Annotated in this window: 23 protein-coding genes; 18 read left to right on the forward strand and 5 right to left on the reverse strand. The window is 65.7% G+C overall.

What is annotated here, in order from left to right; all coding sequences use genetic code 11:
- The first annotated feature begins 3 nt into the window (after positions 1 to 3).
- Positions 4 to 993 carry an aldo/keto reductase gene (locus tag ABD002_RS04550; protein WP_343787613.1) on the forward strand — a complete coding sequence of 330 codons (990 nt, stop codon included), beginning with the start codon at positions 4 to 6 and terminating at the stop codon, positions 991 to 993.
- 13 nt (positions 994 to 1,006) lie between these two features.
- Here the strand turns inward: ABD002_RS04550 and ABD002_RS04555 are convergent, their stop codons facing one another.
- Positions 1,007 to 2,251 carry an alkaline phosphatase family protein gene (locus tag ABD002_RS04555; protein WP_343787615.1) on the reverse strand — a complete coding sequence of 415 codons (1,245 nt, stop codon included), beginning with the start codon at positions 2,249 to 2,251 and terminating at the stop codon, positions 1,007 to 1,009.
- A 133-nt stretch (positions 2,252 to 2,384) separates the two neighbouring features.
- Positions 2,385 to 2,990: a cysteine dioxygenase gene (locus tag ABD002_RS04560; protein ID WP_343787617.1), complete on the reverse strand. Its 606-nt coding sequence runs from the start codon at positions 2,988 to 2,990 to the stop codon at positions 2,385 to 2,387.
- 277 nt (positions 2,991 to 3,267) lie between these two features.
- Between ABD002_RS04560 and namA the strand changes: the two genes are divergently transcribed.
- On the forward strand, positions 3,268 to 4,326 hold the full coding sequence (gene namA, locus ABD002_RS04565; RefSeq protein ID WP_343787619.1) for an NADPH dehydrogenase NamA: 1,059 nt from the start codon (positions 3,268 to 3,270) through the stop codon (positions 4,324 to 4,326).
- A gap of 36 nt (positions 4,327 to 4,362) precedes the next feature.
- Here namA and ABD002_RS04570 read toward each other — a convergent pair whose 3' ends face one another.
- Together ABD002_RS04570 and ABD002_RS04575 are read right to left on the reverse strand one after the other, a co-directional pair.
- The gene (locus ABD002_RS04570; RefSeq protein ID WP_343787621.1) at positions 4,363 to 4,911 is read right to left on the reverse strand and encodes a phosphatase PAP2 family protein; all 549 of its coding nucleotides are present in this window, start codon (positions 4,909 to 4,911) and stop codon (positions 4,363 to 4,365) included.
- Positions 4,908 to 6,062, reverse strand: a complete 1,155-nt coding sequence (locus tag ABD002_RS04575; RefSeq protein ID WP_343787623.1) for a glycosyltransferase family 4 protein — start codon at positions 6,060 to 6,062, stop codon at positions 4,908 to 4,910. Before ABD002_RS04575 ends, ABD002_RS04570 begins: the two co-directional genes overlap by 4 nt.
- A gap of 192 nt (positions 6,063 to 6,254) precedes the next feature.
- On the opposite strand from ABD002_RS04575, the gene ABD002_RS04580 reads away from it, so the two are divergent.
- From ABD002_RS04580 to ABD002_RS04600, 5 genes are all read left to right on the forward strand, one after another.
- The gene (locus tag ABD002_RS04580) at positions 6,255 to 7,286 is read left to right on the forward strand and encodes an ABC transporter permease subunit (RefSeq protein WP_343787625.1); all 1,032 of its coding nucleotides are present in this window, start codon (positions 6,255 to 6,257) and stop codon (positions 7,284 to 7,286) included.
- The gene (locus ABD002_RS04585; protein WP_343787627.1) at positions 7,283 to 8,548 is read left to right on the forward strand and encodes a PstA family ABC transporter permease; all 1,266 of its coding nucleotides are present in this window, start codon (positions 7,283 to 7,285) and stop codon (positions 8,546 to 8,548) included. Before ABD002_RS04580 ends, ABD002_RS04585 begins: the two co-directional genes overlap by 4 nt.
- Before the next feature lie 52 nt (positions 8,549 to 8,600).
- The gene (gene pstB, locus ABD002_RS04590; RefSeq protein ID WP_343787629.1) at positions 8,601 to 9,374 is read left to right on the forward strand and encodes a phosphate ABC transporter ATP-binding protein PstB; all 774 of its coding nucleotides are present in this window, start codon (positions 8,601 to 8,603) and stop codon (positions 9,372 to 9,374) included.
- A gap of 109 nt (positions 9,375 to 9,483) precedes the next feature.
- The gene (phoU, locus tag ABD002_RS04595; RefSeq protein ID WP_343787631.1) at positions 9,484 to 10,191 is read left to right on the forward strand and encodes a phosphate signaling complex protein PhoU; all 708 of its coding nucleotides are present in this window, start codon (positions 9,484 to 9,486) and stop codon (positions 10,189 to 10,191) included.
- Between the two features lie 41 nt (positions 10,192 to 10,232).
- Positions 10,233 to 10,712, forward strand: coding sequence for a GNAT family N-acetyltransferase (locus ABD002_RS04600; protein WP_343787633.1), 480 nt, complete (start codon positions 10,233 to 10,235; stop codon positions 10,710 to 10,712).
- Positions 10,713 to 10,889: 177 nt separating this feature from the next.
- On the opposite strand, the gene ABD002_RS04605 is transcribed toward ABD002_RS04600, so the two are convergent.
- On the reverse strand, positions 10,890 to 12,941 hold the full coding sequence (locus ABD002_RS04605; RefSeq protein ID WP_343787635.1) for a 3-hydroxyacyl-CoA dehydrogenase NAD-binding domain-containing protein: 2,052 nt from the start codon (positions 12,939 to 12,941) through the stop codon (positions 10,890 to 10,892).
- Positions 12,942 to 13,022: 81 nt separating this feature from the next.
- Here ABD002_RS04605 and ABD002_RS04610 point away from each other — a divergent pair, with 81 nt between their 5' ends.
- The 11 genes from ABD002_RS04610 (at position 13,023) to era (ending at position 25,258) form a co-directional block, all read left to right on the forward strand.
- A complete protein-coding gene (locus ABD002_RS04610) occupies positions 13,023 to 13,511 on the forward strand; it encodes a hypothetical protein (RefSeq protein WP_343787637.1) in 489 nt (162 codons plus the stop codon).
- Positions 13,511 to 16,108: an EAL domain-containing protein gene (locus ABD002_RS04615; protein ID WP_343787639.1), complete on the forward strand. Its 2,598-nt coding sequence runs from the start codon at positions 13,511 to 13,513 to the stop codon at positions 16,106 to 16,108. The genes ABD002_RS04610 and ABD002_RS04615 overlap by 1 nt, the downstream gene beginning before the upstream one ends.
- Positions 16,109 to 16,342: 234 nt before the next feature.
- The gene (gene rpoE, locus ABD002_RS04620; RefSeq protein ID WP_343787641.1) at positions 16,343 to 16,924 is read left to right on the forward strand and encodes an RNA polymerase sigma factor RpoE; all 582 of its coding nucleotides are present in this window, start codon (positions 16,343 to 16,345) and stop codon (positions 16,922 to 16,924) included.
- A gap of 6 nt (positions 16,925 to 16,930) precedes the next feature.
- Entirely contained in the window at positions 16,931 to 17,581 is a 651-nt protein-coding gene (locus tag ABD002_RS04625) for a sigma-E factor negative regulatory protein (RefSeq protein WP_343787643.1), read from the forward strand.
- A 72-nt stretch (positions 17,582 to 17,653) separates the two neighbouring features.
- On the forward strand, positions 17,654 to 18,664 hold the full coding sequence (locus ABD002_RS04630) for a MucB/RseB C-terminal domain-containing protein (protein WP_343787645.1): 1,011 nt from the start codon (positions 17,654 to 17,656) through the stop codon (positions 18,662 to 18,664).
- 176 nt (positions 18,665 to 18,840) lie between these two features.
- Entirely contained in the window at positions 18,841 to 20,262 is a 1,422-nt protein-coding gene (locus ABD002_RS04635; RefSeq protein WP_343787647.1) for a DegQ family serine endoprotease, read from the forward strand.
- Between the two features lie 317 nt (positions 20,263 to 20,579).
- On the forward strand, positions 20,580 to 22,373 hold the full coding sequence (gene lepA / locus ABD002_RS04640; RefSeq protein WP_343787649.1) for a translation elongation factor 4: 1,794 nt from the start codon (positions 20,580 to 20,582) through the stop codon (positions 22,371 to 22,373).
- A 55-nt stretch (positions 22,374 to 22,428) separates the two neighbouring features.
- Entirely contained in the window at positions 22,429 to 23,253 is an 825-nt protein-coding gene (gene lepB / locus ABD002_RS04645; RefSeq protein WP_343787651.1) for a signal peptidase I, read from the forward strand.
- Positions 23,254 to 23,315: 62 nt separating this feature from the next.
- Positions 23,316 to 23,699 (forward strand): DUF4845 domain-containing protein, encoded by a 384-nt coding sequence (locus ABD002_RS04650; RefSeq protein WP_343787653.1) that lies wholly within the window; start codon positions 23,316 to 23,318, stop codon positions 23,697 to 23,699.
- On the forward strand, positions 23,686 to 24,360 hold the full coding sequence (gene rnc, locus ABD002_RS04655; RefSeq protein ID WP_343787820.1) for a ribonuclease III: 675 nt from the start codon (positions 23,686 to 23,688) through the stop codon (positions 24,358 to 24,360). Before ABD002_RS04650 ends, rnc begins: the two co-directional genes overlap by 14 nt.
- On the forward strand, positions 24,350 to 25,258 hold the full coding sequence (gene era / locus ABD002_RS04660; protein ID WP_343787655.1) for a GTPase Era: 909 nt from the start codon (positions 24,350 to 24,352) through the stop codon (positions 25,256 to 25,258). The genes rnc and era overlap by 11 nt, the downstream gene beginning before the upstream one ends.
- Positions 25,259 to 25,269 lie beyond the last annotated feature (11 nt).

The following is a 25,269-nucleotide window of genomic DNA, read 5'->3' on the forward strand; positions in this document are numbered from 1 at the left end:
ATGATGAAGATGCGAACACTCGGCAACACCCTGCAGGTTTCAGCGATCGGCCTCGGCTGCATGGGCCTTTCGGATTTCTATTCGAGCAGCGAGCACGACGACGCGGCCGGCATCGCGCTGATCCGCCGCGCGGTCGATCTCGGCGTGAGCCTGATCGACACGGCCGACATCTACGGGCCGTTCACCAATGAAGTACTGGTCGGCAAGGCGCTCGCCGGCATCCGTGACCGTGTCGTGCTCGCAACCAAGTTCGGCATCGTGCGCAGCGAGAGCGGCGAACGCCTCGGCGTAAACGGCCGGCCCGAATACGTCCGCGCCAGCTGCGAAGCCTCGCTGCGTCGGCTCGGCGTCGACCACATCGATCTCTACTACCAGCACCGGATCGATCCGAAGGTGCCGATCGAGGAGACCGTTGGTGCGCTCGCCGAACTCGTGAAGCAGGGCAAGGTGCGCCATGTAGGCTTGTCCGAAGCGTCGGCGGCGACGATCCGGCGCGCGCATGCCGTGCATCCGCTCACCGCGATCCAGAGCGAATACTCGTTGTGGAGTCGCGATCCGGAGGACGAGATCCTGCCGCTGTGCCGCGAGCTCGGCATCGGCTTCGTCGCGTACAGCCCGCTCGGTCGCGGTTTCCTCGCCGGCCGATTCAGGAAACTCGAGGATCTCGCCGCAGATGATTGGCGACGCGGTTCGCCGCGTTTCCAGGGCGACAACTTCGCGAAGAACCTCGCGCTCGTCGAGAAGATCGAGGACATCGCCGCCGAGAAGGACTGCACGCCGTCGCAACTCGCACTGGCGTGGCTGCTCGCGCAGGGCGATCACATTGCGCCGATTCCGGGCACGACCAGCATCGAGCGGCTCGAGCAGAACGTGGCGGCCGGCGCGTTGACGTTGAGCGCGGCGGAACTCGCCGCAATCGACGCGATCGCCCCGCAGGGCGTCGCATCCGGCGCGCGCTACCCGGAGGCAGCGCTGCGCGAACTGAGTCGCTGAATGCCGCGACTGCTCAATGCGCGTCGACGCGCAACATGCCGGCGACGGCGGCGTAATCGCCGTCGTTCGGCTGCTGGCGGATGCCGAGCAGGTGCATGAGCAGCGGATACACGTCGACGTTGTCGAACTCCGGTACTACGAGCCCTTGTTTGAACCCCGGGCCGTGCGCGATGAACAGCGCGCGCATGGCCGGATCGTCGCTGTCGTAACCGTGCTCGCCGGCCGAGAAATGACCGCCACTGGTTTCGTACTCGTGCGAGGTGATGATGCCTCCATCCTTGGCGAGGCAGAGCAGGGCCGGGATGCGCGGATTCGTTCCGTAGTGCAGGCGCGCGGGCATCTCCGACTTGCGCCAGCACTGCATGTGCGCATGCGGCGCGAGCAAGGCGCGCTCCACATCCGCAGTCTTGCCTGCATGCGGCACGATGCCGGCGAGGATGCCGTAGTTGACGACATCGACATCGGCCAATGGCAGCACGTCGTCGAGGTAGGTGCGACGCTCGCGCGAAGTCGCGGTCATGCCGTGGTCGGACACGATCACCAGGTTCGCGTGCGCGAACAGGCCGCGTCGCTTCAGGCCGTCGACGAGGTGCGCGAGCGCGGCGTCGACTTCGCGCAATGCGGCATCGACGGCGGGCGAATCGGGGCTGTTGTCATGCCCGGCGTGGTCGACCTGCTCGAAGTACAGCGTGAAGAACGAGGCGCGCTGCGGCACGGGCAGGTCGATCCAGCGCAGCAGCTGGTCGACGCGCTGGTCCGGCGTCAGCTTGCCGTCGAACGGCAGCCATTTGCTCGGCCGCACACCCGCGATCGCGATGTCCGAGCCCGGCCAGAACATGGTTGCCGCGTGCTCGCCGTGTTTCTCGACGCTGACCCAGATCGGCTCACCGCCCCACCATGACGGATCGCTGGTGGTCTTCGGATCCTTGTAGACGAAGACCTTGTCGCTGGCAGGGTCGACCATGCGGTTGTTGACGATGCCGTGGTGGTCCGGATACAGGCCGGTCACCAGCGTGTAGTGGTTCGGGAAGGTCAGTGTCGGGAATGCCGGCTTCATGGCCTCGGCACGCACGCCGTCGGCTGCAAGCGCGGAGAGTGTCGGCGTCTCGTGGCGATCGAGATAGTCGGCGCGGAAGCCGTCGATCGAGATCAGGATCAGCGGAGTCCGGCTGGATTCCGCGGCATTGCGCAGGGTCGCTGGCGCACAGCCGGCGGCGCAGAGAATCCAGACCAGTACCAGCAGGGCACGCAAACGCATCGCGGAATCGCCGAAAGAAAGGCCGCCTATCGTCGCTGAAAGCGATGACGGTTCCTACCGCCCTGCGGTACTACGGTCCTGAAAGAACGTGTCTCGCTCAAAGGCTCCCCCTCTCTCCGGGAGAGGGACAGACTCACGCACTGCGCACGCGCGTGGCTCCGAGGCTGCCGTCGATCCTCGCGATCGTCGGTGCGGCGACGTAGCGACCGCCCAGCGCCGGGTCGAAATTGCAATAGGTTTCGAGCAGACCGCCATAGACATGCAGGGTGACCGCGGCGCGGCGTGCCGACAGGTTGGTGCAGCGGTGTGCGTGGCCGGCGGTGCCGCGGAACGCGCAGGACTGGCCTTCCTCGAGCAGCGTCGTGCCGACGAATCTCGGCTGCGCTTCACCGCGCTCGTCGGTCGTGAGTTCGTAGTCCTCGACGCCCAGTGTTCCCTGCAGGACCATCTCGATGCCCCACAGGCCGGCATGATCATGGATCGGCGTCGAATAGCCGGCCGGCCAGACCATGATCAGGCCGGTGTAGCGGCCATCGCGCTCACGCTCATACAACCAGCGCGTGAATTCCTGGGGATGCTGGTCACACAACGCGCGCAATGCGCGGCGGTCCTTCGGCGAATACCAGACCGCATCGCACAGCCCGCCATGCACGCGCTCCAGCGAGAATTCCGGCCCATTCATGCACGAGGCCATGTAGGCCCGGACACTGCGCGTCACATCCAGATCGATCGGCAACATCTTTGCACCCCGAAGTTGTCGTTTCCCTGTGTGCGAACTGCATCACAGTCGTCGTTAAGCTCCCGCTAAGCTTTCAAGGGCGCTGCTTCGGCCGGATGGCCTGCATATGGAATTGACTTGAAGAATGATCTTCAATCGATTGAATAAGATTATTTTTATAACCGACGACCATCCTGACAGTGGCGGCGTCGGGAGATCGGATGTTGCAGCGCGCCATCGCCGTTGTATAAGGCAGCTCGCCAGCGATTCCCGCTGGGCGATCCATCCGGAGAGTTGCATGCGCCTGTTCGAACCGTTGACGATCGGCGACGTCACCCTGCGCAACCGCATCGTGGTGTCGCCGATGTGCGAATACTCCGCGGTCGACGGTATCCCGGACGATTGGCATCTCGTGCATCTGGGCAGCCGCGCGGTCGGCGGCACGGGACTGGTGTTTACCGAGGCGACCGCCGTGTCGCCGGAAGGGCGCATCTCGCCGACCGACACGGGCATCTGGAACAACCGGCAACGCGACGCTTGGGCACGCATTGCAGCGTTCATCACCTCGCAGGGCGCATTGCCCGGCATCCAGCTCGCGCATGCCGGGCGCAAGGCCAGTACGGCGGAGCCGTGGCGTGGGGGCAAGCCGTTGCCGAGCAGGCAGGGCGCCTGGACGCCGCTTGCGCCGAGCGCGATTCCCTTCGACGAGGGGTATCCCGTGCCGGTTGCGCTCGACGCAGATGGCATCACGAAAGTCATCGCGGACTTCCGGGATGCCGCGTTGCGCGCACGCGAAGCCGGTTTCCGCGTGATCGAGATCCATGCCGCGCACGGCTACCTGCTGCACGAATTCCTGTCGCCGCTGTGCAACCAGCGCGCCGATGACCACGGCGGTTCATTGGAGAACCGCGCGCGGTTATTGCGCGAAACGGTCGCCGCTGTGCGCGAGGCATGGCCGGCGCCACGGCCGCTGTTCGTGCGCGTGTCTGCGACCGACTGGATGCCCGGCGGCTGGGACATCGATGAATGCGTGGAACTCGCGCGCTGGCTGAAGCGCGACGGCGTCGACCTGATCGATTGTTCGTCCGGCGGCGCGGTGCCGCATGCGCATGTGCCGGTGGCGCCGGGGTATCAGGTCCCGTTTGCTGCGCGCATCCGCCGTGAAGCAGGCATCGCTACCGGTGCGGTCGGATTGATCACCGATGCGAAGCAGGCCGAGGCGATCATCGATCGCGGTGACGCCGATCTCGTCGTCATGGCGCGTGAACTGCTGCGCGATCCCTATTTCCCGCGCCGTGCGGCGGCCGAGCTGGGCGTGAAGCTGGAGCCGCCGCCCCAGTATCAGAGGGCCTGGTAGAGCGTTGGCGCGGTACGTCGCACGATCCGTCGGATCTCAGCCGAACAGCCGGACGGCATGCGCGAGCCACAGTGACAGCGTGCCCAGGCTGCCACCGATCAGGGTCGCCGCAAGCACGTCGCTCGGATAGTGCAGGCCGAGCACGATGCGCGACATCGCGACCAGCACGGTGAACGGCAGCAGCAGCGGTGCGAGCACCGGAAAATACGCGAGCGCGACCAAGGTGAAGCTGACCGCGTGCAGGGTATGGCCCGAGGGGAAGCTGAATTCGTCGAGCGGCGCGATGTAGGCGGTGATGTCCGCATGCGCGCGGAACGGGCGGGGCCGACGCGTCCAGCGCTTGAGCATCCGGTACATCGTCGCGGCGACGATGCCGACGCAGGCCATGTGCAGCGCCGCGTGCATTCCGCGAAGCCCGCCAAACGCCGCCAGCAACGCCATCAGCGCATACCAGAACACGCCGTCGCCGAGGCGGCTGATCACGCGGAAGAACAGGGTGAGCGCGCGAAGCGCACCCCACCGATTCATCGCGATGCAGAGCCAGCGCTCGCCGCTGCCGATTTCGATGCGTTGCCAGGTCGTCATGCCGCCCTCCGCAGCGAAAGTTCGCCGAGCAGATCAGCGAAATGGGTCGCAACGCTGGCCGTGCTCAATGCGGTGACCGCGTCGCGGGCGGCATCGCGCAAAGCCGGGTCGTGGCGCTGCGCGCGGCGTGCAACATCCGCGGCCGATGCGACGGCTGCTGCGATGAATGCGTCGTCGTCGCCACGCGGCACGCGGCTTCCGGCGCGCACGTCGTGGATGTGCTCGTGGGCTGCGCCATAGTCGAACGCGACCACTGGCACACCGCTGGCCAGCGCTTCGAGGGTCACGTTGCCGAAGGTCTCGGTGAGGCTCGGGAACAGGAACAGGTCGCCGGAGGCGTAGTGCCTGGCGAGATCCTCGCCACGGCGGATGCCCGTGAACACGATATCGGGATGCTGTGCGGCCAGCGTGGCCCGGGCCGGACCGTCACCGACGATCACGAAGCGCGCGCGTGGCGCATCCGCCTTGATCGCATGGAATGCACGCACCGCCAGCTCGAGGTTCTTTTCCGGCGCGATGCGGCCGACATGAATGATCGCCAGGTCGCCAGCGGCAAGTCCCCATTCCGCGCGCAGCGCCTCGTCGCGCCGGTCCGGCCGGAACAGTTCGGTATCGACCGCGCGGCGCAGCAGGCGCACATCGTGGAATCCGTTCGCACCGAGGAACTCCGCGAGTTCCGTGGTCGGCACCAGGGTCGCTGATGCACGGTTGTGGAAACGGCGCAGGTAGGCGAACACGATCGGGGTCAGGAAACTGAGACCGTAGTGCGAGGCGAAGTCGTCGAAGCGCGTGTGGAAACCGGTACAGGCCGGGATGCCGAGCCGGCGGCTTGCGCCGAGTGCGGTCAACCCAAGCGGACCTTCGGTCGCGATGTAGAGCACGTCAGGCCGACATGCGGACCAGCGCCGATGCAAGGTGCGATGCGCCGGCAAGCCGAAACGAAGGCCCGGGTAGCGCGGCAGGGACGCGCCCGGCAGCAGGACTTGCTCGAACCCGTCGGGCGGAACCATGCCCGGTTCGCCTTCCTGACGCGGCCGCACCAGTTCGACCGAGTGCCCCAGGCCTTGCAGCCCGCGCGCGAGCGACTGCACGGTCAAGGCGACGCCGTTGATCTCCGGTGGCCAGGTTTCGGTGACGATGGCGACGCGCATGGGCAGGGACGGCTCGTGACTTCCATGCAGGCTGGCGCCACTGCTTGAAGCGCGTATTGCGCTGGAGTGGCAGATCGATGACGGTCGCCGAGGGGATGTAACAACACTGTCATCTTGTCCACCTAGCGTGCGTGAATGTCCGGCAATCCAGCCACTTGCGAGCCAGTCCTGAGCCCCGCCTTCATTCGGGACGTGGCGCGCTCGCGCGCACGGCGCGCGCGAGCAAGGGCATTCTTCGAGGCCGCCGGGACGGCCCTGGTGCTGGGTGGCCTGCTCGCGATCCCGATGTTCCTGCTCGGCAGTCTGCTGCCGTGGGCCGGCTTGCCGCTGGCGGCATGGCAGCAACTCGGCATGCTGTTCGCCGGCACGCTGCGCGCAGCCGCGTGCGCCGTGATGGTGGCGGTTCCGCTCGGCATCGCGACCGCGATGTTCTGCGCGCATTTCTGCGCACCTCGACTGCGCGCATGGATCAAGCCGGCACTCGAGATCCTCGATGCATTGCCGACCGTCGTGCTCGGCCTGGTCGCGGTGGCGACATTGGCGCCGTGGTTGAAGGGCCATGTCGCGACCGTGCTCGGCCTGATCGTAGTGCTGCCGGCTTTGCTGCTCGCGGGCGGCATGGCATTCGGTGCACGTGGGCACGTCGAAGGCTGGCTGCCGTTGTGGCTGTTGCCGCTGGTGATTGTGGTAATGGCGATCGGTATCACGATGGCCGCTCGACACGAGGGCACGGCGATCGTGCCTTCCAGCCCGTGGAACGCGATGCTGGTCGGCCTCGCGCTTGGCTTCGCCGCGCTGCCGATGGTGTTCTCGGTTGCGGAGGACGCGTTGTTCCTGGTGCCGCGCACGCAGACGCAGGCCGCATTTGCGCTCGGCGCCACGCGTTGGCAGGCGCTCACTTCGGTGCTGCTGCCGGCAGCGGGTTCCGGACTCGCCGCAGCCGCCGTGCTTGGACTCTCGCGCTGCCTCGGCGAGACGATGATCGTGTTGATGGCCAGCGGCAACACGCCAGTCGCCGGCTTCGATCCGCTGGCGGGGTTGCGCTCGATCAGTGCGGACCTCGCGCTCGGCATGCCCGAGGCTGCGCCGACGAGCACCGCGTATCGAAGCCTGCTGTTGGCCGCGTTGTTGCTGCTGGCTCTGACCGTGCTGCTGAGCTCCGTCGCCGGCATCGTCCGCGAGCGCCTGCGCCGCCGTCTGCGAGCGGAAATGCAAGTGGCATGATGCGGCGACTCCTCGACGATGCCGGCACCTGGTTGCTGGCCGGAATGTCGGCGCTCTGTCTTTGCGCGTTGCTGGGCCTGCTCGGCTGGCTGGCGGTGGCCGGGCTGGCGCCGTTCTGGCCAACGCCGGTCGATGAGCTGCAACTGCGCGACGGGCGCCGCTTGCTCGGCGAGGTCGTCGCTGTCGATAAGGATGCGATCGCAATCCGCGGCAGCGAGATCGATCGCATCGGCGACGCGTACCAGCGCGTGCCAGCGGTGGATATCGCCCTGCGGTCGCAGCCGTCCGATGCGATCACGCTCATCTTGACCGATGGCCGGCGCCTGTTTGCGCGCGGCGCTGCGGCCCAGGAACCCGCCTTGCTCGCCAGCGCCAGCCGTCCCGCCGAATTGCTCAATGTGGTTCGCTCGAACGAGATAGGTCTTCCCACGCGCATCGGCCTGTTCGTGCGCAATCTCGGCCGCTTCCTCGGCACACCGCCGGCCGCATCGAGCCTCGCCGGTGGTGTGCTGCCAGCCTTGATCGGCACGGTCACGCTGGTGCTGTTGATGAGCGTGATCGTGATGCCGCTCGGCGTCGCGACCGCGGTCTACCTGCATCAGCGCCGCGGACCCGGTGTGCGCTTCGTGCGCGCCGCGATCAACACGCTGGCCGGCGTGCCGTCCATCGTCTACGGCGTGCTCGGCCTCGGTCTGTTCGTGCACGGCATCGGCGCCGGCATCGATCGCTGGTTCTACGCCGACCGCCTGCCGATGCCGACCTTCGGCAGCGGCGGTCTTCTCTGGGCCGCGCTGACGCTGGCGCTGCTGACCCTGCCGGTCGTCGTGGTCAGCGTCGAGGAAGGGCTCGCACGCATTCCCGCAAGCCAGCGCGAGGGGTCGCTCGCACTCGGCGCAACGCGCGACGAGACGCTGTGGCATCTGCTCCTTCCGGCCGCGCGTCCGGCCTTGCTGACCGGACTGATTCTCGCGATCGCGCGTGCGTCCGGCGCGGTCGCGCCGCTGATGCTGGTCGGCGTCGTCAAGCTCGCGCCCGCGTTGCCGCTGGATGGCACATCGCCGTTCCTGCACCCGTCGCGCCAGTTCATGCATCTCGGCTTCGAGATTTACGATGCCGCGCTGGCGAGTTCCGATGCGATTCGTGGCGTGCCGCGCGCGTATGCTTGCGCCGTGCTGTTGGTCGGCGTCGTGATCCTGCTGAACCTGTCCGCGATCCTGCTGCGCAATCGTCTGCGCGACCGTTATCGCGCACTGGAAACCTGAGATCCTTCGATCAATGCTGAGCACAGTACCCAAATCCTCGTCGAGCGTACCCGTGGAAGCCGCGCGTGATGAAGGCATCGCGCTGTCTGTGCGGGATCTTTCGCTCTGGTACGGCGCGCGCCAGGTCCTGGATCGCATCGATCTTGACGTTCCGGCGCGGTGCATCACCGCGGTGGTCGGCCCGAGCGGCTGCGGCAAGTCGAGCCTGCTGCGCTGCCTCAACCGCCTCAACGACGAGATCGCCGACAGCCGCGTGGAAGGCCGGGTGTTGATCGGCGATACCGACGCGTACGCGAAGGACGCGATGGTGCACGACCTGCGCCGGCGCGTCGGCATGGTGTTCCAGCGGCCCAATCCGTTTCCGCTGTCGGTGCATGACAACGTGGCGTATGGACTGCGCCTGCTCGGCATCAAGCGTCGTCGAGAGCTGGATGAGCGCATCGAAGCCGCGCTGAAAGCGGCGGTGTTGTGGGATGAGGTCGCACCGCGGCTCGACGACAGCGCGTTCAGCCTGTCGCTTGGCCAGCAGCAGCGCCTGGTGATCGCGCGTGCGCTCGCGGTCGAACCGGAGATCCTGATGCTGGACGAACCGGCTTCGGCGCTCGATCCGGTGTCGACGCTGCGCTTCGAGGAACTGCTGCATGAACTCGCACAGCGCCATACGCTGCTGCTGGTCACGCACAACATGCAGCAGGCCGCGCGCGTCTCGGATTTCACCGCGTTCCTGCATGAAGGCCGACTGGTCGAGTTCGGTGATACCGACGCGCTGTTCACCAATCCGCGCGAGCGGCAGACCGAGGATTTCATCACGGGCCGCTACGGGTAAGGTGCCGCGCTTGCGCGATGCGATGAAGCGCATCGCGCGCGGCGACGAACGCCGCACCATCCGCCGCGCAGCGGCGCTAGTATTACGGCTCGACAGATCGGCAAGACCCATGGACCGCCTTCATCTCTCTCAGCACATTTCCCGTCAGTTCAACAGCGAGATCGAGGATGTGCGCCGGCAGGTGCTCGCGATGGGGGGGCTCGTCGAGGAGCAGATCGCGGCGGCCCTGCACGTGCTGGTCGGCCGCGATGCGGCGGCTGCGACCGCGATCCGTGAGCGCGAGCGGCTCATCAACGCGGCAGAGCTCGCGATCGACGAGCAGTGCGCGTTCATTCTCGCGCGGCGCCAGCCGGCGGCATCAGACCTGCGTCTCGTGCTCGCAGTGATGAAGATGCTGGCCGACCTCGAGCGCATCGGTGACGAAGCCAAGCGCATCGCGCGCATGGCCGAGCATCTGGTCGGCGAGGAGGGCGGAGCGGATGTCACCGCGTCGCTGGCCGAACTGGGCAGCCTCGCACGCGGCATGCTGCGCGGTGCGCTCGATGCATTCGCGCGCCTGGACGAGCAGCTTGCGCTCGAGGTCATGCGTCGCGATCGCCATCTCGATGAAACCTACCGCGGGCTGTTCAAGGTGCTGGTCGCGCGCATGCAGGAATTGCCCGAGCAGATACCGACCGAGCTTGACCGTCTCTGGTGTGCGCGCTCGCTCGAACGAATCGGTGACCGCTGCAAGAACCTCTGCGAGTTCGTTCTGTATCTGGTGCGCGGCAAGGACGTGCGGCATTCCGGTCTGGCCAAATCCGACTCGGCGAGTTGACCCTTGCGTTCGGCGCGATCCGCCGCCATCCCCTATTGGCAATGATCGCAACACCTGAAATCAGCCTCGCCGTGCGCGCCGATGCACCCCGGATCGCGGCGATGTCGCGCGACCTCGTCGAACAGGGCCTCGGCTGGCGCTGGACGCCATCGCGCATTCTTCGCGTCATGCGCGATCGCGCCACCAATGTGGCCGTCGCGCGCGAAGGAGAGGGCATCTCCGGTTTTGGCATCATGCAGTACAAGGACGACGAGGCGCACCTGCTGCTGCTCGCGGTTGATCCTATGCGTCGTCGCAAGGGCATCGGCAGCGCTTTGATGGCATGGCTGGAGACGACCGCGCTGACTGCCGGTACCGGTTGCATCTATCTCGAGGCGAGGGCGCGCAACGCTGAAGCGCGTGCGTTCTATGGCCGGCTTGGCTACATCGAGATCCTGACGGTGCGCGGGCTCTACTCGAACAGCGAGGACGGGATACGGATCGCGAAGGACCTGTGGTCGAAGCCGCCCTCAGGCGGCTGAGATCGAAAGCGGTCATCCGACCGCTTGAGGGGCATGGATGCCGACTGGGCAGCGCTGCATGGACGGAAACTTGTAAAGACCTCAGCCGCCCTCAGACCGCCGAGATCGAAGCGCCCGTCCGACCACCGCTGATGGGCGGGCGGAACTCCGCGGATGGATGCCCGATGCTTGTGGCGGCTACGTGTTTCTCAGCGCCGCCGAGGCCCATCCCGGTCTCGCCTTGAACCGCTCGCCGTATTTCTGCGCAAGCGCATCGAGCTTCGCCTTTAGTGCATCGACGCCCGAATCGCGGACATGCTGGATCGGACCGCCGCGGAACGGCGCGAAGCCGGTGCCGAAGATCACGCCGGCGTCGAGCAGGTCGGCATCGTCGACGATCTTGTCGTTGAGGCAGGCGACCGCTTCATTGAGCAGCGGCAGGATGAGCCGATCTTCGAGGTCATCCGGTGCGACGTAATGCGGGTCGACCTCGGGCTTCTTCGGCTTGCCGTTTTCCCACTTGTAGAAACCCTCGTCGTCCTTCTTGCCGCGCTTGCCGCTGTTCACGAGCTCGCTGAGGCCGGGCGGGATGTCGAGGCCGAGGAACGGGCCGAGTTCGGCGCCGACCGACGCGGCGACATCGAGCCCGACCGTGTCGATCAGCTCGATCGGCCCCATCGGCATGCCGAACTTCTTTGCAGTCTTGTCGATGACCGGGCCGGGAATGCCCTCGCTGTACGCACGCGCGGCTTCCAGCATGTACGGCATCAGGATGCGGTTGACCAGGAAGCCCGGCGTGCCGGCAACCGGCACCGGCAGCTTGTCGATCGCCTTGCAGAATGCGAGCGCGCGCTTTTCGGTGGCTGCATCGAGTTCATCGTGGCGCACGATCTCGATCAGCGGCATCAGCGCGACCGGGTTGAAATAGTGCAGGCCGAGGAACCGCGCCGGCTTGTGCACCGCGGTGCGCAGCTCGTTGAGCGGAATGCTGGAAGTATTCGTCGCGAGCAGCGCGTCGGGTTTCAACGATGGCTCGGTCTTGCGATACAGGTCCTGCTTCGCCGCCAGGTTCTCGAAGATGGCCTCGATCGCGAGATCGGCGCTGGCGATGCCGCTGCCTTCGACATCGGCCCTGAGACGGGCCAGTGCGGGATCGATGCGGTCGGGTGTCTTCAGGCGCTTGGTGAACAGCTCCTTCGCGCGGTCCAGTGCGGGCTGCACGTATTTCATCTCGCGATCCTGCAAGGTCACGTCGAAGCCGCGCAGCGCACACCAGGCCGCGATGTCACCGCCCATCACGCCGGCGCCGACCACGTGCACGTGCCTGATGCCGTGCTCGGCACCGCCGCCGAGCGACTTCAGGCGCTCCTGCAGGAAGAACACGCGGATCAGGTTGTGCGCGGTTGGCGTGGCCGCGAGCTTGGCGACCGCACGCGCCTCGAGCTTCAGGCGCTGACCGATGTTCGATCCACCGCGCCGCCAGGTCTCGATCAGCGCGAACGGCGCCGGGTAGTGCTCCTTGCGGGCTTTGGCTGCAGTCTGCTTGACCAGGATCGGAGCGAGGATTTGCCGCGCCGGCCAGATGTTCGTCGCCCAGGCGGTCGCGCGCTGCGTGAATGCGCGTGATCGCGGATGCCTGATCAGCTCCTTCGCGGCGTCGACCAGCAGTTCCGGCGAGGTCAGCGCATCGACCAGGCCGATTGCCTTCGCGTTCGCGGCCGACGCGTTGCGGCCGGTCAGCATCATTTCCAGCGCGGCCGGCGCGCCGATCAGCCGCGGCAGGCGCGCGCTGCCGCCCCAGCCCGGGAAGATGCCGAGCTTGATTTCGGGCAGCGCGATCCGCGTCGACGGATCACGTGAGGCGACACGGTAGCGGCAGGCCAGCGCCATCTCGGTGCCGCCGCCCATGCAGTAGCCATGGATCGCCGCGACGGTCGGGCAGGGCAGCCGGCTCAGCTTCTGGAATACGCGTTGGCCGTTCTCCAGCGCATCGAGCACCGTTCCAGTCTTCTCGAAGCTCTCGAATTCCTTGAGATCCGCACCCGCGACAAAGCCCACGGTCTTGCCGGAGCGGATCACGATACCCTTCGGTGGCTCGAACGAGAGTCGCTCGACGATCTCGGACAGCTCGTCGAGCACGGCGCGGCTGAGCGCGTTCACCGGGCTGCCGGCGCGATCGAGGGTGAGCACAACGATGCCGTCCTCGTCACGGGCGCTCTGCCAGTGCTGGAAACGCAGGCCTTCGAACATGAGCGGCTCCGGGAAGCTCAACAGGGATGGCTATAATCCCGGCAAGCCGTACGCCGGGTCAACGAGGCAGGGGAGACGCGTGTGGTCGAGAAAACAGCCGAGTTGCCGGTCACGCAGAAGCTGCTCGACCGCATCGTGCAGTCGCCGCAGCACCTGATCGTGCTGGAAACCGCCAATGTCGCGGAAACGCTCGCACAGATGCGCACGCTGGCGATGCGCGGCGGCACGTCCGTCTACGTCTGGAGCCCGGATACCGGCATCGCCTCGTTGCGCGAGAGTGGACTGAACGTGCCAGGCTCCAAGCGGATCGCCGACGCGTTGCGTTATGTGCTGCAGAGCATGCATTTCGGCATTTATCTGTTCGTCGACTTCGCGGCGTACCTGCGACCGGTCGACACCCTGCTGTTGCGACGCATTTCGCGCATGCAGGCGATCAACGAGCGCAAACTCGTATTCGTCGGCAGCCAGTTGGAACTGCCCGAGGAACTGGAAGGAATGTTCGAGCGCCTGACGGTCGAAACCGAGCATCAACACCACCTGCGCTTGCGCGACGGTCGCTGGGTGCAATGATGGCGGCGGTCGGCGACCATCGCGGCGCTGCATTGATCGTTGCGGCCGGGCGCGACGATCGCCGCGTGTTGTTCGACGTGCTCGACGCGCAGGGATTCGACGCGATCTATTCGGCGAAGGATCTTGTGCAGGCACGTGGCTTCCTCGAACAGAACGCATGTGTCGACCTCGTTCTGCTCGAATTCGGCGACAACCCGCGGGACACGCTGGCATTCTGCGAAGAGTTGCACGACCTCGATCCCGCCGCGCCGGCGCCGATCATCGGCATTCTCGGTGGCCGCGGTGGTCCGCTGCGCTGGGACAGCCGGCCGCCGGGCCTGGTCGAGTGGATCGCGAGCCCGGTCAAGGCCGACGACGCGGCGGCGCGTATCAAGGTCACGCTGGCCGCGCGCAGCACCGGTGTTATACGCAATGCGTCCGCCCCGGCTGCCAGCGAGCGCTACCAGTTCGCGTTCGACGGCAACCTCGATGAACTGGCGATCGTCGATCCGGAGACCCGACGCATCCTCGACGTGAATACCGTGTTCGTGCAGCGGTCGGGGTATTCACGTGCGCAGATTCTCGCGGGCTCCATCGATGGATTCAGCGCGACGCTGTCGCCGGATCGTCGCGCCGAGATGATCCAGAAGCTTGGGCGTGAAGGCAGCGTGTCGCTGCGCGGCCGCAAATCGCGTGCGGACGGCTCCTCGTATCCGGTCGATGTGCACGTGCGCGTGGCGGTGCAGGACGGTCGCGTCGTGCACTTCTACCAGTTCCGGGAACTCAGTGAACTCAGCCGTTACCAACTGGCGCTCGCCGCGCTCGGCCAGCTGACCCGGACGGAATCGCGCGAGGAGGGGTTGGATATCGCGTTGCGCGCGATGATCGACTGGCTGGCGCTCGATTTCGCCGCGGTCGTCGAGGCGCCGCCCGAGAGCGCCGGCGAATTCCATGCGTTGGCGGTCTACCATCGCTTTGGCCCTGTCGAGGGGGGCTCCGATCCGCTGCTCGGACCAAGTCTCAAGCACGTGCTCGCCGGCCGGGAACTTGTGCAGACCACGAACGCGTGGCGCACGGCGAACGATGATGCGTTCGTGCGCGAACGGCGTTTCGAGTGCTGGATCGGCCTGCCGTTGACCGGCGAGCGCAACGCCTGCCTCGGCGCGCTGCTGCTCGCCCGGCGCGAGCCGCTGGCCGGCGACGGCGCCGCACTCGACGCGTTGCGCGTGTTCACGCATGCGCTGGCGCTTGAACTCGAACTGCGGCGTACCCGCGACCAGGGCCGCGCGATCGGCTTGCAGGATCCGTTGACCGGCTTGCCGAACCGCCTGCTGTTCAACGACCGCTTGAACTCGGCGATCCAGGAAGCACACCGCACCAGCGAGATGTTCGCGGTCGTGTTCGTCGACCTCGACCGCTTCAAGAACATCAACGACTCGCTCGGCCATGCAGTCGGCGACCAGGTGCTGTCGGCCGTGGCCAAACGCTTGCGCGGCAGCGTGCGCGCATCGGATACCGTCGCCCGTTATGCCGGCGACGAGTTCACGCTGATCCTGCGCCATATCGTGCAGCGCGAAGATGTCGCGCGCATCGCCGAAAAGATCGTGCGCGCGATGGAGGTGCCACTGCAGCTAGCTGGCGGCCTCGAACTCAGCATGACCGCGTCGCTCGGCCTCAGCTTCTATCCGGACGACGCGACCGACGCGGAACGCCTGCTCAAGCACGCCGACGTTGCGATGTATTCGGCCAAGGGCATGGGTCGTAACAACTTCCAGGCCTACGTCGCGGTACCCGAGGAATCGCACCAGCAGCGGCTCGCCTTGGAAGCGAAGCTGCGCCAGGCCGAAAAGAACGGCGAGCTGCGCGTGTTCTACCAACCGCAGATCGACGGCCAGACCGAGGACATCGTCGGCATGGAGGCGCTGATCCGCTGGGAACATCCCGAGCTCGGCATGATCAGCCCGGGCTTCTTCATTCCGCTCGCCGAGGAATCCGGCCTGATCATCTCGATCGGCGAATGGATCCTGCGCGCGGCCTGCCACGATGCGCGGCGCTGGCAACTGCGCTACGGCCTGCCACTGCGCATCGGCGTGAATCTCTCGCCGCTGCAGCTGCGCCAGCCGAGCCTCGTGCAGGTGGTTGCGGCCGTGGTCAGGGAGACCGGCATCGATCCGCATCTGCTCGATCTCGAGGTGACCGAGAGCATCAGCGTGAAATCGATCCCGAACCTGCTGGAAACACTGCACGCGCTGCGCGATCTCGGCTGCAGCATCTCGATCGACGATTTCGGTACCGGGCAGTCGTCGCTCGACTACATCAAGCGATTCCCGGCGGACCACATCAAGATCGACCAGGCCTTCGTGCGCAACATCGGCGTCGATCCGGACGATGAGGCGATCGTGCAGGCGACCATCTCGATGGCGCATAACCTGAACCGAAAGGTCGTCGCGGAGGGAGTAGAGATCGAGCAGCATCTCGACTTCCTGCGCGCGCAGGGCTGCGAAGTGCTGCAGGGATTCCTGTTCTGTCGACCGCTGCCGGCGGCAAGTTTCGACAACCTGCTGCAGGAGCGTGCACGACTGCTCGGCAGTGCGCCGGCGCCATCGGCCAGTGCTTGAGCCCCGGCAGCGCTGACCCAATCTGGAATATCCCTGCGGCGCTGAAGATCGAGCCACGGGGGCGCGGATGCGCCCATGCACCAGTACGCTGCGGACGCAACTGCGCGACGATGCGCCGGATCGGCCTCGTCGGAGGCGTGCTTTGGCGTGGCTGCGGTTTCGTGAAACTATTTGCGCCATGCATGGTCAAGGCTGTATGCCTGACCGTGTCGGCAAACAGGGAGAACGGCCCGGATGGGCGAAAGCGACTTGGATCAGGCGCTGGTTGAGCGTGTCCAGAACGGCGACAAACGCGCGTTCGACCTCTTGGTCAGGAAATACCAGCACAAGCTGGTCAGTGTCATTTCCCGCTACATCAACGACTGGAGCGAGTGCCAGGACGTTGCGCAGGAAGCGTTCGTGCGCGCGTATCGCGCGATTGGCTCGTTCCGCGGCGATGCGCAGTTCTATACCTGGATCTACAAGATCGCGATCAATACCGCGAAGAACCATCTGGTGTCGCAGGGCCGACGTCCGCCGACCGAGGACATCGCGGTCGAGGATGCGGTCCAGTTCGACGGCGCCACGCGCCTGCATGAATCAGCGACGCCCGAGCGCGAACTCATGCGCCAGGAAATTGAACGAACCGTGTTCGCCACGGTCGAAGCCTTGCCCGAAGAGCTCAGGACCGCGATCACGCTGCGTGAAGTGGACGGGCTCAGCTATGAAGAGATTGCGGAAACGATGAACTGCCCGATCGGCACGGTCAGGTCTCGCATCTTCCGCGCCCGCGAGGCGATCGACGAGCAGTTGCGCCCGCTGTTGTCGGAGAAATAGGACGTCATGAACCAGCAGATCCACGAACAGCTCTCGGCGTTGATGGACGGTGAACTGGAGCGCGACCAGACGCGTTTCCTGCTCAAGCGTCTGACGGCCGATTCCGAACTTCCGGTGCGCTGGACGCGGTATCACGTCGTGCGCCAGACGCTGCGCCGGCAGGAAGTCGTTGCGCTCGCCCCCGGCTTCCCGGGCGCAGTGATGGCACGGCTCGAACTGGAGCCGGTCGTTCACGCGAGCGGCACCAGTGCGTGGTTGCGCTGGGGTGCCGGCGGCGCGATCGCGGCGTCGGTTGCGGTCGCCGCGCTCATGCTGACGCGCCCCGTGATGGAAACCGGTCCGGTACCGACGACGCTGGCTGCCAAGGGGACGCTGCCGCAAACCGGCGCGATCAGTGCCGCAACGGTCGCCGCGACGACAGCTTCGGGCGAATTCCGCCCGCCGCTCGTCGCGCCAAATTCTCCGGTCGAGGCCGCGCCGGCCAGCTTCGGCACCGATCTGGTCGAACCCGTCGTGATCGATCCGCGGCTTCAGTCCTACCTGATCCGCCACTACCAGGCGGCGGGTGCGGCGGGGCAGTCGAACTTCGTTCCCTACGTCCTGCTCGGCACGCCGCAGCGTGAAGGGGTGGCGCAGCCCGTTCCGCAGAATCACTGAGCGATGCGCAGGATTGTCGGCGCCGTATCGCCAGGCAGCACCCTCCCATCGTTTGTCGCTGCCACGCGCAGCATGGCGCCGCTTCCTGCATCGCAATCCAATACGCGCAAACGCAGGCACAACGGGTTCTGGCGCCGTTCCGGTATTTTCTTCACCGCGCTGCTTGCATTGCTGCAGGCCTCCCCGCTGCTGGCGGAACCGGGTGACGCGCAGGATCTGCTCACTCGCATGTCGAAGGCCGTGCGCGAGCTGGACTACCAGGGCTCGTTCGTCTACGAGCACGACGGGCGGATCGACGCGTTGCGCATCTTCCACGCCGGCGGCGCCAACGAACGCGAACGTCTGCTCAGCTTGAGCGGCCCGCGCAGCGAGATCGTGCGCAGTGGAAGTTCGATCACCTGCCTGCGGAACGGTGCGCCGGCCGTGTTGCTGCCCAACCGCATCGGTGCGCGGCTGCTGCCGCTGATCCCGGATACCCGCGGCCATTCGTTCGGAAATCTCTATCTGCTCGACGTCGGCGGTGAGGACCGCGTGGCTGGCTATCGCGCGCGCATTGTCGATGTCGCCCCGCGCGACAACTACCGCTACGGTTATCGACTCTGGCTTGAGGAGGCCACTCACCTGCCGCTGCGTTCGGCGATCGTGGACAGCGCGAAGCGCACGTTGGAGCAATTCATGTTTGTCGCGCTCGATGTCGGCGCTGCGCCGAAGGAGAGCGACCTCACGCCAGGCAGCGCTACCGACGTCACTGCATCTCCTGCCGAAGCACCGCTCGGCCGAGCGCCACTATGGCGCGTGGCCGAGCTGCCGCCTGGTTTCGTCTTCGCGGGCGCCCAGCGCCCGGCGCAGGAGCCGAACCAGGCGGAACATCTGATGTACACGGATGGCCTTGCAGATGTCTCGGTCTACGTCGAGCCGCGCGATGGCAACACGCCATCCGCTGCGGATCGCATGCTGAAGCGCGGCGTGCTCGGCATCTATTCACACGATACCGGCGCGTGGAAGATCACGGTACTGGGAGACGTGCCGCGCGTGACGCTGGAGCGCATGGCGCGCTCCGTGCAGGCGGTCGCTGCACCATGAGCGCTGAAGCGAGCCTGAGTGCCGCTGCACTCCGTCATGGAAATCTGGAACTTTGATCGGCGGGCCCCATCAAATCGGCTGGTCGATGGCAGGGCCACCTGCAGAATACGATCGCATCGAATCAATCCTTCAAGGGAAAAGACGAGGTAGATGTCATGATGAACATCAGGAGCGGGATGCTCTCCCGCTGGATCTGCGCGCCGCTGTTGCTGGTGCTGGCCGCGGCCGCCACCGCGAACGCCGCCGACCTGCCGGACTTCACCGGCCTGGTCGAGAAATACGGCCCGGCGGTTGTCAACGTGCAGGCGACCGGCAATCCGGATGCGCAGGCACAGAATCAGGATCCGAACGACCAGCAGGACGTGCCGGAGATCTTCCGCCGCTTCTTCGGCCCGATGCCGCAGCCACGTGATCGCGGAACACGCGTATCCATGGGCTCCGGCTTCATCATTTCGGCCGATGGCTATGTCCTGACCAACAACCATGTCGTCGACGGCGCCGATCAGGTGACGATCCGCCTGTCCGACCGCCGCGAACTCGACGCGAAGGTCGTCGGCACCGATGCGCAGTACGACATCGCGCTGCTCAAGCTCAGTGCGACGAACTTGCCGGTGGTCAGCCTCGGTGATTCGAAGAGCGTCAAGGCCGGCCAGTGGGTGGTCGCGATCGGCTCGCCGTTCGGCTTCGACCATTCGGTCACCGCCGGTATCGTCAGCGCGATCGGACGCCAATTCGGCGGTGCCGACCAGCAGTACGTGCCGTTCATCCAGACCGACGTGCCGATCAACCGCGGCAATTCGGGTGGCCCGTTGTTCAACCTCAACGGCCAGGTCGTCGGCATCAATTCGCAGATCTTCTCGAACACCGGCGGCTTCATGGGCGTGTCGTTCGCGATTCCGATCGATATCGCGATGAATGCGGTCGACCAGATCAAGACCAGCGGCCGGGTCAGCCGCGGCATGATCGGCGTGCAGATCCAGAACGTCGACCGTGCGAACGCGAAGGCGCTCGGCCTGCCGCGCATCGGCGGCGCGCTGGTCAACAAGATCACACCGGGCAGCAGCGCCGACAAGGCGGGCGTCCAGCTCGGGGATGTGATCCTCGGCTTTGCCGGCCACGACATCGTGACGTCGGCCGATCTGCCTCCGTTGGTCGGCTCGAGCAAGCCCGGCAGCAAGGCGGACCTGAGTATCTGGCGCGACGGCAAGACGCTGACGATTCCGGTCACGGTCGGTGAACTGCCGACCGACAAGGAAGCGCTCGCAAGCGCGCGCGGTGGTGCCGCGCCTGCAATGGCCGGCAATCCGCTGGGCATCGTGGTCGAGGAGCTGACCGCGGACCAGCGCAAGCAGCTCGGCATCAGCAACGGCGAGGGCGTAGTCGTCACCCGCATCACCGGCTCGGCCGCGCGTCGCGCTGCGCTGGCGCCAGGCGACGTGATCCTGATGGTCGGTCGCAAGCCGGTGAAGTCGATCGCCGACTTCAATGCGACGGTCAAAGGCGCCAAGCCCGGCGACTCGATCATGCTGCTGGTGCGCCGCGAGGACCAGACCCAGTTTCTCGCGTTGACCGTGCCGACGGAGAAAGACAAGGGCTGATCGGTCCGCATTGATCCGCAACGACGACGGGGCTGCCGAGGCGGCCCCGTTTCTTTTGCGTCGCGGTCGCGTGAACAGCACCCGCCGTGCGTTTCTGCGATAATCCCGCCCTTGTGTCGATTGACCTCCGTGGCCGAAGGTCTGTTGGCAAATCCCCCAGCAGGCCGCGTTGTCCCGCAGGGCCGGGTCGGTTTGCTCGCAGGGCGGCGTCATCGTTCGGTCGTGTATCGGCATACACTCCCTCACTCTTCCTTGCCCTGCGAGCAAACCGATCCCGGCGCAGCTTGCTGGGGGAATTGTCAACAGACCTATACCCGATGCTTCATATCCGCAATTTCTCGATCATTGCCCACGTCGACCACGGCAAATCCACGCTCGCGGACCGCATCATCCAGATCTGCGGGGGCCTGACCGCGCGCGAAATGGAAGCGCAGGTGCTCGACAACAACCCGATCGAGCGCGAGCGCGGCATCACGATCAAGGCGCAGTCCGTCTCGCTGCCGTACACCGCGAAAGACGGCACCACGTATCAGCTCAATTTCATCGACACGCCGGGCCACGTCGACTTCAGCTACGAGGTCAGCCGCTCGCTCGCTGCTTGCGAAGGCGCGCTGCTCGTCGTTGATGCGGCGCAGGGGGTCGAGGCGCAGTCGGTCGCGAACTGCTATACGGCGGTCGAGATGGGGCTCGAGGTCGTTCCGGTACTGAACAAGATCGACTTGCCGACCGCCGATATCGACCGTGCCAAGGCCGAGATCGAGGCGGTGATTGGCATCGATGCCGAGGATGCGATCGCGATCAGCGCGAAGACCGGCCAGAACGTCGAGGCCGTGCTCGAGGCGATCGTCGCGCGCATCCCGCCGCCGAAGCCGCGCGACACCGACCGCCTGCAGGCGCTGATCATCGATTCCTGGTTCGACAACTACCTCGGCGTGGTTTCGCTGGTGCGCGTGATGCAGGGCGAGATCAAGCCCAAGGACAAGCTGCTGGTGATGTCGACCGGCCGCTCGCACGAAGTCGATTCGGTCGGCGTGTTCACGCCCAAGCGGCTGGCCAAGAGCGTGCTCGGCGCGGGCGAGGTCGGCTGGGTCACCGCGTCGATCAAGGATGTGCATGGCGCACCGGTCGGCGACACACTGACCCTGGCAGGCAAGCCGGCGCCTGCACCGCTGCCGGGCTTCCAGAAGATGCAGTCGCGCGTGTTCGCGGGCCTTTTTCCGGTGGTTGCGGACGATTACACCTCGTTGCGCGAGGCGCTGGAAAAACTCAAGCTCAACGATGCCGCGCTGAACTTCGAGCCGGAGACCTCCGAAGCGATGGGTTTCGGCTTCCGCTGCGGCTTTCTCGGCTTGCTGCACATGGAGATCATCCAGGAGCGGCTCGAGCGCGAATACGACCTCAACCTGATCACGACCGCGCCGACCGTCGTCTACGAGGTGCTGCAGACCGACGGCAAGGTGATTTCGCTGGACAACCCGGCCAAGTTGCCGCCGACGCAGAACATCGAGGAAGTCCGCGAGCCGATCATCGTCGCGAACATCCTGACCCCGCCAGAGTACATCGGCAGCGTGATCAAGCTGTGCGAGGAGAAGCGCGGCGTGCAGCGTTCGATCAATTATCTGGCGACCCAGGTGCAGATCAGCTACGAGCTGCCACTGGCCGAAGTCGTGCTGGACTTCTTCGACAAACTGAAATCGGTGTCGCGCGGTTACGCATCGATGGACTACCACTTCGATCGCTTCCAGGCCGGCCCGTTCGTGCGCGTCGACGTGCTGATCAACGGCGACCGCGTCGACGCGCTCAGCCTGATCCTGCACCGGTCGAGCGCGGATCGCCGCGGCCGCGAGCTGGTCGAGAAGATGAAGGACCTGATCCCGCGCCAGCAGTTCGACGTCGCGATCCAGGCCGCGATCGGCTCGCAGATCATCGCCCGGTCGAGCGTCAAGGCGTTGCGCAAGAACGTGCTGGCGAAATGCTATGGCGGCGACGTCTCGCGCAAGCGCAAGCTGCTCGAGAAGCAGAAGGAAGGCAAGAAGCGCATGAAGCAGGTCGGCAGTGTCGAGATTCCGCAGGAGGCTTTCCTCGCGGTGCTGCAGATGGACAACAAGTAGACACGGCCGATCCGCGGCCCCGGCGCAGGGCGCGCCGAAGCAGAAAGGAACAACCATGGATTTCGATTTTGCATTGTTGCTGGTGGTGCTGACGGCCGTCGCCGGCGTGATCTGGCTGCTCGACTGGCTCTTGCTCGCCGGCGCGCGCAAGCGCCGCGCCGAGGCGATCGAGGCGATGACCGCGTTGTCGCCGGAGGAGCGTGCGGCACGTTCGCGCAACATGCTGCAAGAGCCGGTCGCGGTCGAGTACGCGCGCTCGTTCTTCCCGGTGCTGCTGCTGATCCTGCTGTTCCGCTCGTTCCTGGCCGAGCCGTTCAAGATTCCGTCCGGCTCGATGATGCCGACCCTGCTGGTCGGCGATTTCATTCTCGTGAACAAGTTCGCATACGGCATGCGCCTGCCGGTTCTCAATACGAAGGTCGTCAACATCGGCGAGCCCAAGCGCGGCGACGTGTTCGTATTCCGCTATCCGGAGAACCCGAAAGAGGACTACATCAAGCGCGTCATCGGCCTGCCCGGCGACGAGATCACCTACCGCAACAAGACGCTGTACGTGAACGGAAAGGAGGTCGTGGAGACCGACCTCGGCGCGTACACCGGCGCGTCCGAACCCGGCCGCAGGATGGATGGTGCGCAGGTGAAGCAGGAGGATCTCGAGGGTGTCGAACATCGCATCATGGAAATCCCTCAGGTTTGGGTCGGCCACGAGGGTAGCTGGAAGGTGCCCCAAGGCATGTATTTCGCGATGGGCGACAACCGCGACAACAGTCTCGACAGCCGCTTCTGGGGTTTCGTACCGGAGGCGAACCTGGTCGGCAGGGCGTTCCTGATCTGGATGAATTTCGGTGATTTAAGCCGGGTCGGAACTCTGATCAAATAGCGGCTCGCACAACCATCCTCGCAACGAAACCAAGCCGGCTGGCGAAGGGGAAACGCATGAACATGCATCGCAAGGTCAAGGGAATTACGCTGATCGGGTTCGTTATCGTGCTTTGCGTGCTCGGGTTCTTCGCGTATCTGGCGATGCGCTTGATCCCGATGTATGTCGAATATTTCGGGGTGGTCAAGGCGATGGAGCAGGTACGCCAGGAAGGCGGTGCCGGGCAAAAGTCGCTCGACGAGATCCGCCGCGACTTGAGCTTCAAGTTCAGCACGCAATACGTCGACGACGCCAGCGTTCCGCCGTCGGCTATCCAGCTCAAGCGCGAGGGTGGTGCCTCCACGCTGCGGATCGCCTATGAGAAGCGCGTGCCCTTCATGTACAACCTCGATCTCGTCGGCAAGTTCGACAAATCGATCAGCCTCACCAACGCTGGTGGCGAATAGCACAATCCTCGGCCATCGTTTCGTCGATCCGCAGCTGCTGGAACGGGCGCTGACGCATCGAAGCGCAGGCCACGCGAACAACGAACGCATGGAGTTCCTCGGCGACGCGCTGGTCAACCTGTTCGTGGCCGAGCTCGTTTACGAGCGCCATCCACGCGCGGACGAGGGCGAAATGACGCGCCTGCGCGCTGCGCTCGTCAACGGCGCGGCACTCGCCGAGATCGCACGAGCCGAGGAGATCGGTGAGCGCTTGCATCTTGGTCCAGGCGAACTCAAGAGCGGTGGTTTCCGCCGTGATTCGATCCTTGCCGACGCGTTCGAGGCGCTGGTCGCCGCTATCTACGCCGACGCTGGCTGGGCCGTCTGCCGCGACCTGGTGCGCCGTCTGTTCGCCGAGCGCGTCGCCGCCGGCGCACATACCCCGAAGGACGCGAAGACGCGCCTGCAGGAGCTTTTGCAGGCGCACAATCTGCCGTTACCGGCCTATGATCTGGTTGGCAGCAGCGGAGAGGATCACGCACGCATATTCGACGTGACGTGCCGTATCACCGACCTCAGCGTTTGCACGGATGGCAGCGGTTCCAGCCGCCGTGCCGCCGAGCAAGCCGCAGCAGAGCGCGCATTGGCTGCCGCACAGAAGGCGCTCGACAATGAACAGTGAAACCACGCCATCCGCACACCGCTTCGGTCGTGTCGCGCTGGTCGGCCGGCCGAATGTCGGCAAGTCCACGTTGCTGAATGCGCTGCTCGGCACCAAGCTCAGCATCGTCACGCCGAAGCCGCAGACGACGCGGCACCGCATCCTGGGCATCATGACGCGTCCCGATGCGCAAATTGCTTTCATCGACACTCCCGGCCTCCATCAGGGCGGCAAACGTGCCCTCAATCGCCAGCTCAACCGGGTTGCACGCCAGGTACCCGATGAGGCCGATGTGCTGGTGCACCTGATCGACGGCGTGCGCTGGCGCGACGAGGATGAGGACGTCTGGAAGCTGGTCTCGGCACTGCAGGCGCCGTGCCTGCTCGCGGTCAACAAGGTCGACAAACTCGCGGACAAGAAGGCGCTGCTGCCGTTCGCGGCCGAGATCACGCGCGAGCGCGGCTATGCCGCCGTGCATTTCATCGCGGCGCGGCGCGGCGATGGTGTTCCGGCGCTGCTCGACGATCTGGTGCGACGGCTGCCCGAAGGTGCGGCAGAGTATGCTGAGGACGAGTTCACCGACCGCAGCGAACGCTTCCTCGCCGCCGAGCTGGTGCGCGAGCAGCTGATGCTGCAGCTCGCTGCTGAACTGCCTTACGCGATCGCGGTCGAGATCGAACGCTTCGAAGATGCAGCAGATATCACCCGGATCGGCGCGGTGATCTGGGTCGAACGCGACGGCCAGAAGGCGATCGTGATCGGTGCCGGCGGCGCCCAGCTCAAGAAGATCGGCAGCGCTGCGCGGCGCGCCATGGAACGAGTGTTCGACCGCCGCGTCTTCCTCGAATTGTGGGTGCGCGTGCGCGAGTCGTGGAGCGACGACGCGATCGCATTGAAGCAGTTCGGCTACAGCGAATAGTCGCTGTCGGC

Origin of the sequence: Dokdonella soli (assembly GCF_039523175.1) — a bacterium.
Taxonomy (GTDB): Bacteria; Pseudomonadota; Gammaproteobacteria; order Xanthomonadales; family Rhodanobacteraceae; genus Dokdonella_A; species Dokdonella_A soli.

Excerpts from the sequence above, each read along its gene's own strand:
- ABD002_RS04600 (WP_343787633.1), top strand. The coding sequence starts at position 10,233 with ATGATCGCAACACCTGAAATCAGCCTCGCCGTGCGCGCCGATGCACCC.
- ABD002_RS04605 (WP_343787635.1), bottom strand. The coding sequence starts at position 12,941 with ATGTTCGAAGGCCTGCGTTTCCAGCACTGGCAGAGCGCCCGTGACGAG.
- ABD002_RS04570 (WP_343787621.1), bottom strand. The coding sequence starts at position 4,911 with ATGACGACCTGGCAACGCATCGAAATCGGCAGCGGCGAGCGCTGGCTC.
- ABD002_RS04650 (WP_343787653.1), top strand. The coding sequence starts at position 23,316 with ATGCATCGCAAGGTCAAGGGAATTACGCTGATCGGGTTCGTTATCGTG.
- namA (WP_343787619.1), top strand. The coding sequence starts at position 3,268 with ATGCGCCTGTTCGAACCGTTGACGATCGGCGACGTCACCCTGCGCAAC.
- ABD002_RS04560 (WP_343787617.1), bottom strand. The coding sequence starts at position 2,990 with ATGTTGCCGATCGATCTGGATGTGACGCGCAGTGTCCGGGCCTACATG.
- ABD002_RS04575 (WP_343787623.1), bottom strand. The coding sequence starts at position 6,062 with ATGCGCGTCGCCATCGTCACCGAAACCTGGCCACCGGAGATCAACGGC.
- ABD002_RS04615 (WP_343787639.1), top strand. The coding sequence starts at position 13,511 with ATGGCGGCGGTCGGCGACCATCGCGGCGCTGCATTGATCGTTGCGGCC.
- rpoE (WP_343787641.1), top strand. The coding sequence starts at position 16,343 with ATGGGCGAAAGCGACTTGGATCAGGCGCTGGTTGAGCGTGTCCAGAAC.
- ABD002_RS04550 (WP_343787613.1), top strand. The coding sequence starts at position 4 with ATGAAGATGCGAACACTCGGCAACACCCTGCAGGTTTCAGCGATCGGC.
- phoU (WP_343787631.1), top strand. The coding sequence starts at position 9,484 with ATGGACCGCCTTCATCTCTCTCAGCACATTTCCCGTCAGTTCAACAGC.
- ABD002_RS04585 (WP_343787627.1), top strand. The coding sequence starts at position 7,283 with ATGATGCGGCGACTCCTCGACGATGCCGGCACCTGGTTGCTGGCCGGA.
- lepB (WP_343787651.1), top strand. The coding sequence starts at position 22,429 with ATGGATTTCGATTTTGCATTGTTGCTGGTGGTGCTGACGGCCGTCGCC.
- ABD002_RS04625 (WP_343787643.1), top strand. The coding sequence starts at position 16,931 with ATGAACCAGCAGATCCACGAACAGCTCTCGGCGTTGATGGACGGTGAA.
- ABD002_RS04635 (WP_343787647.1), top strand. The coding sequence starts at position 18,841 with ATGCTCTCCCGCTGGATCTGCGCGCCGCTGTTGCTGGTGCTGGCCGCG.
- ABD002_RS04555 (WP_343787615.1), bottom strand. The coding sequence starts at position 2,251 with ATGCGTTTGCGTGCCCTGCTGGTACTGGTCTGGATTCTCTGCGCCGCC.
- era (WP_343787655.1), top strand. The coding sequence starts at position 24,350 with ATGAACAGTGAAACCACGCCATCCGCACACCGCTTCGGTCGTGTCGCG.
- ABD002_RS04630 (WP_343787645.1), top strand. The coding sequence starts at position 17,654 with ATGGCGCCGCTTCCTGCATCGCAATCCAATACGCGCAAACGCAGGCAC.
- lepA (WP_343787649.1), top strand. The coding sequence starts at position 20,580 with ATGCTTCATATCCGCAATTTCTCGATCATTGCCCACGTCGACCACGGC.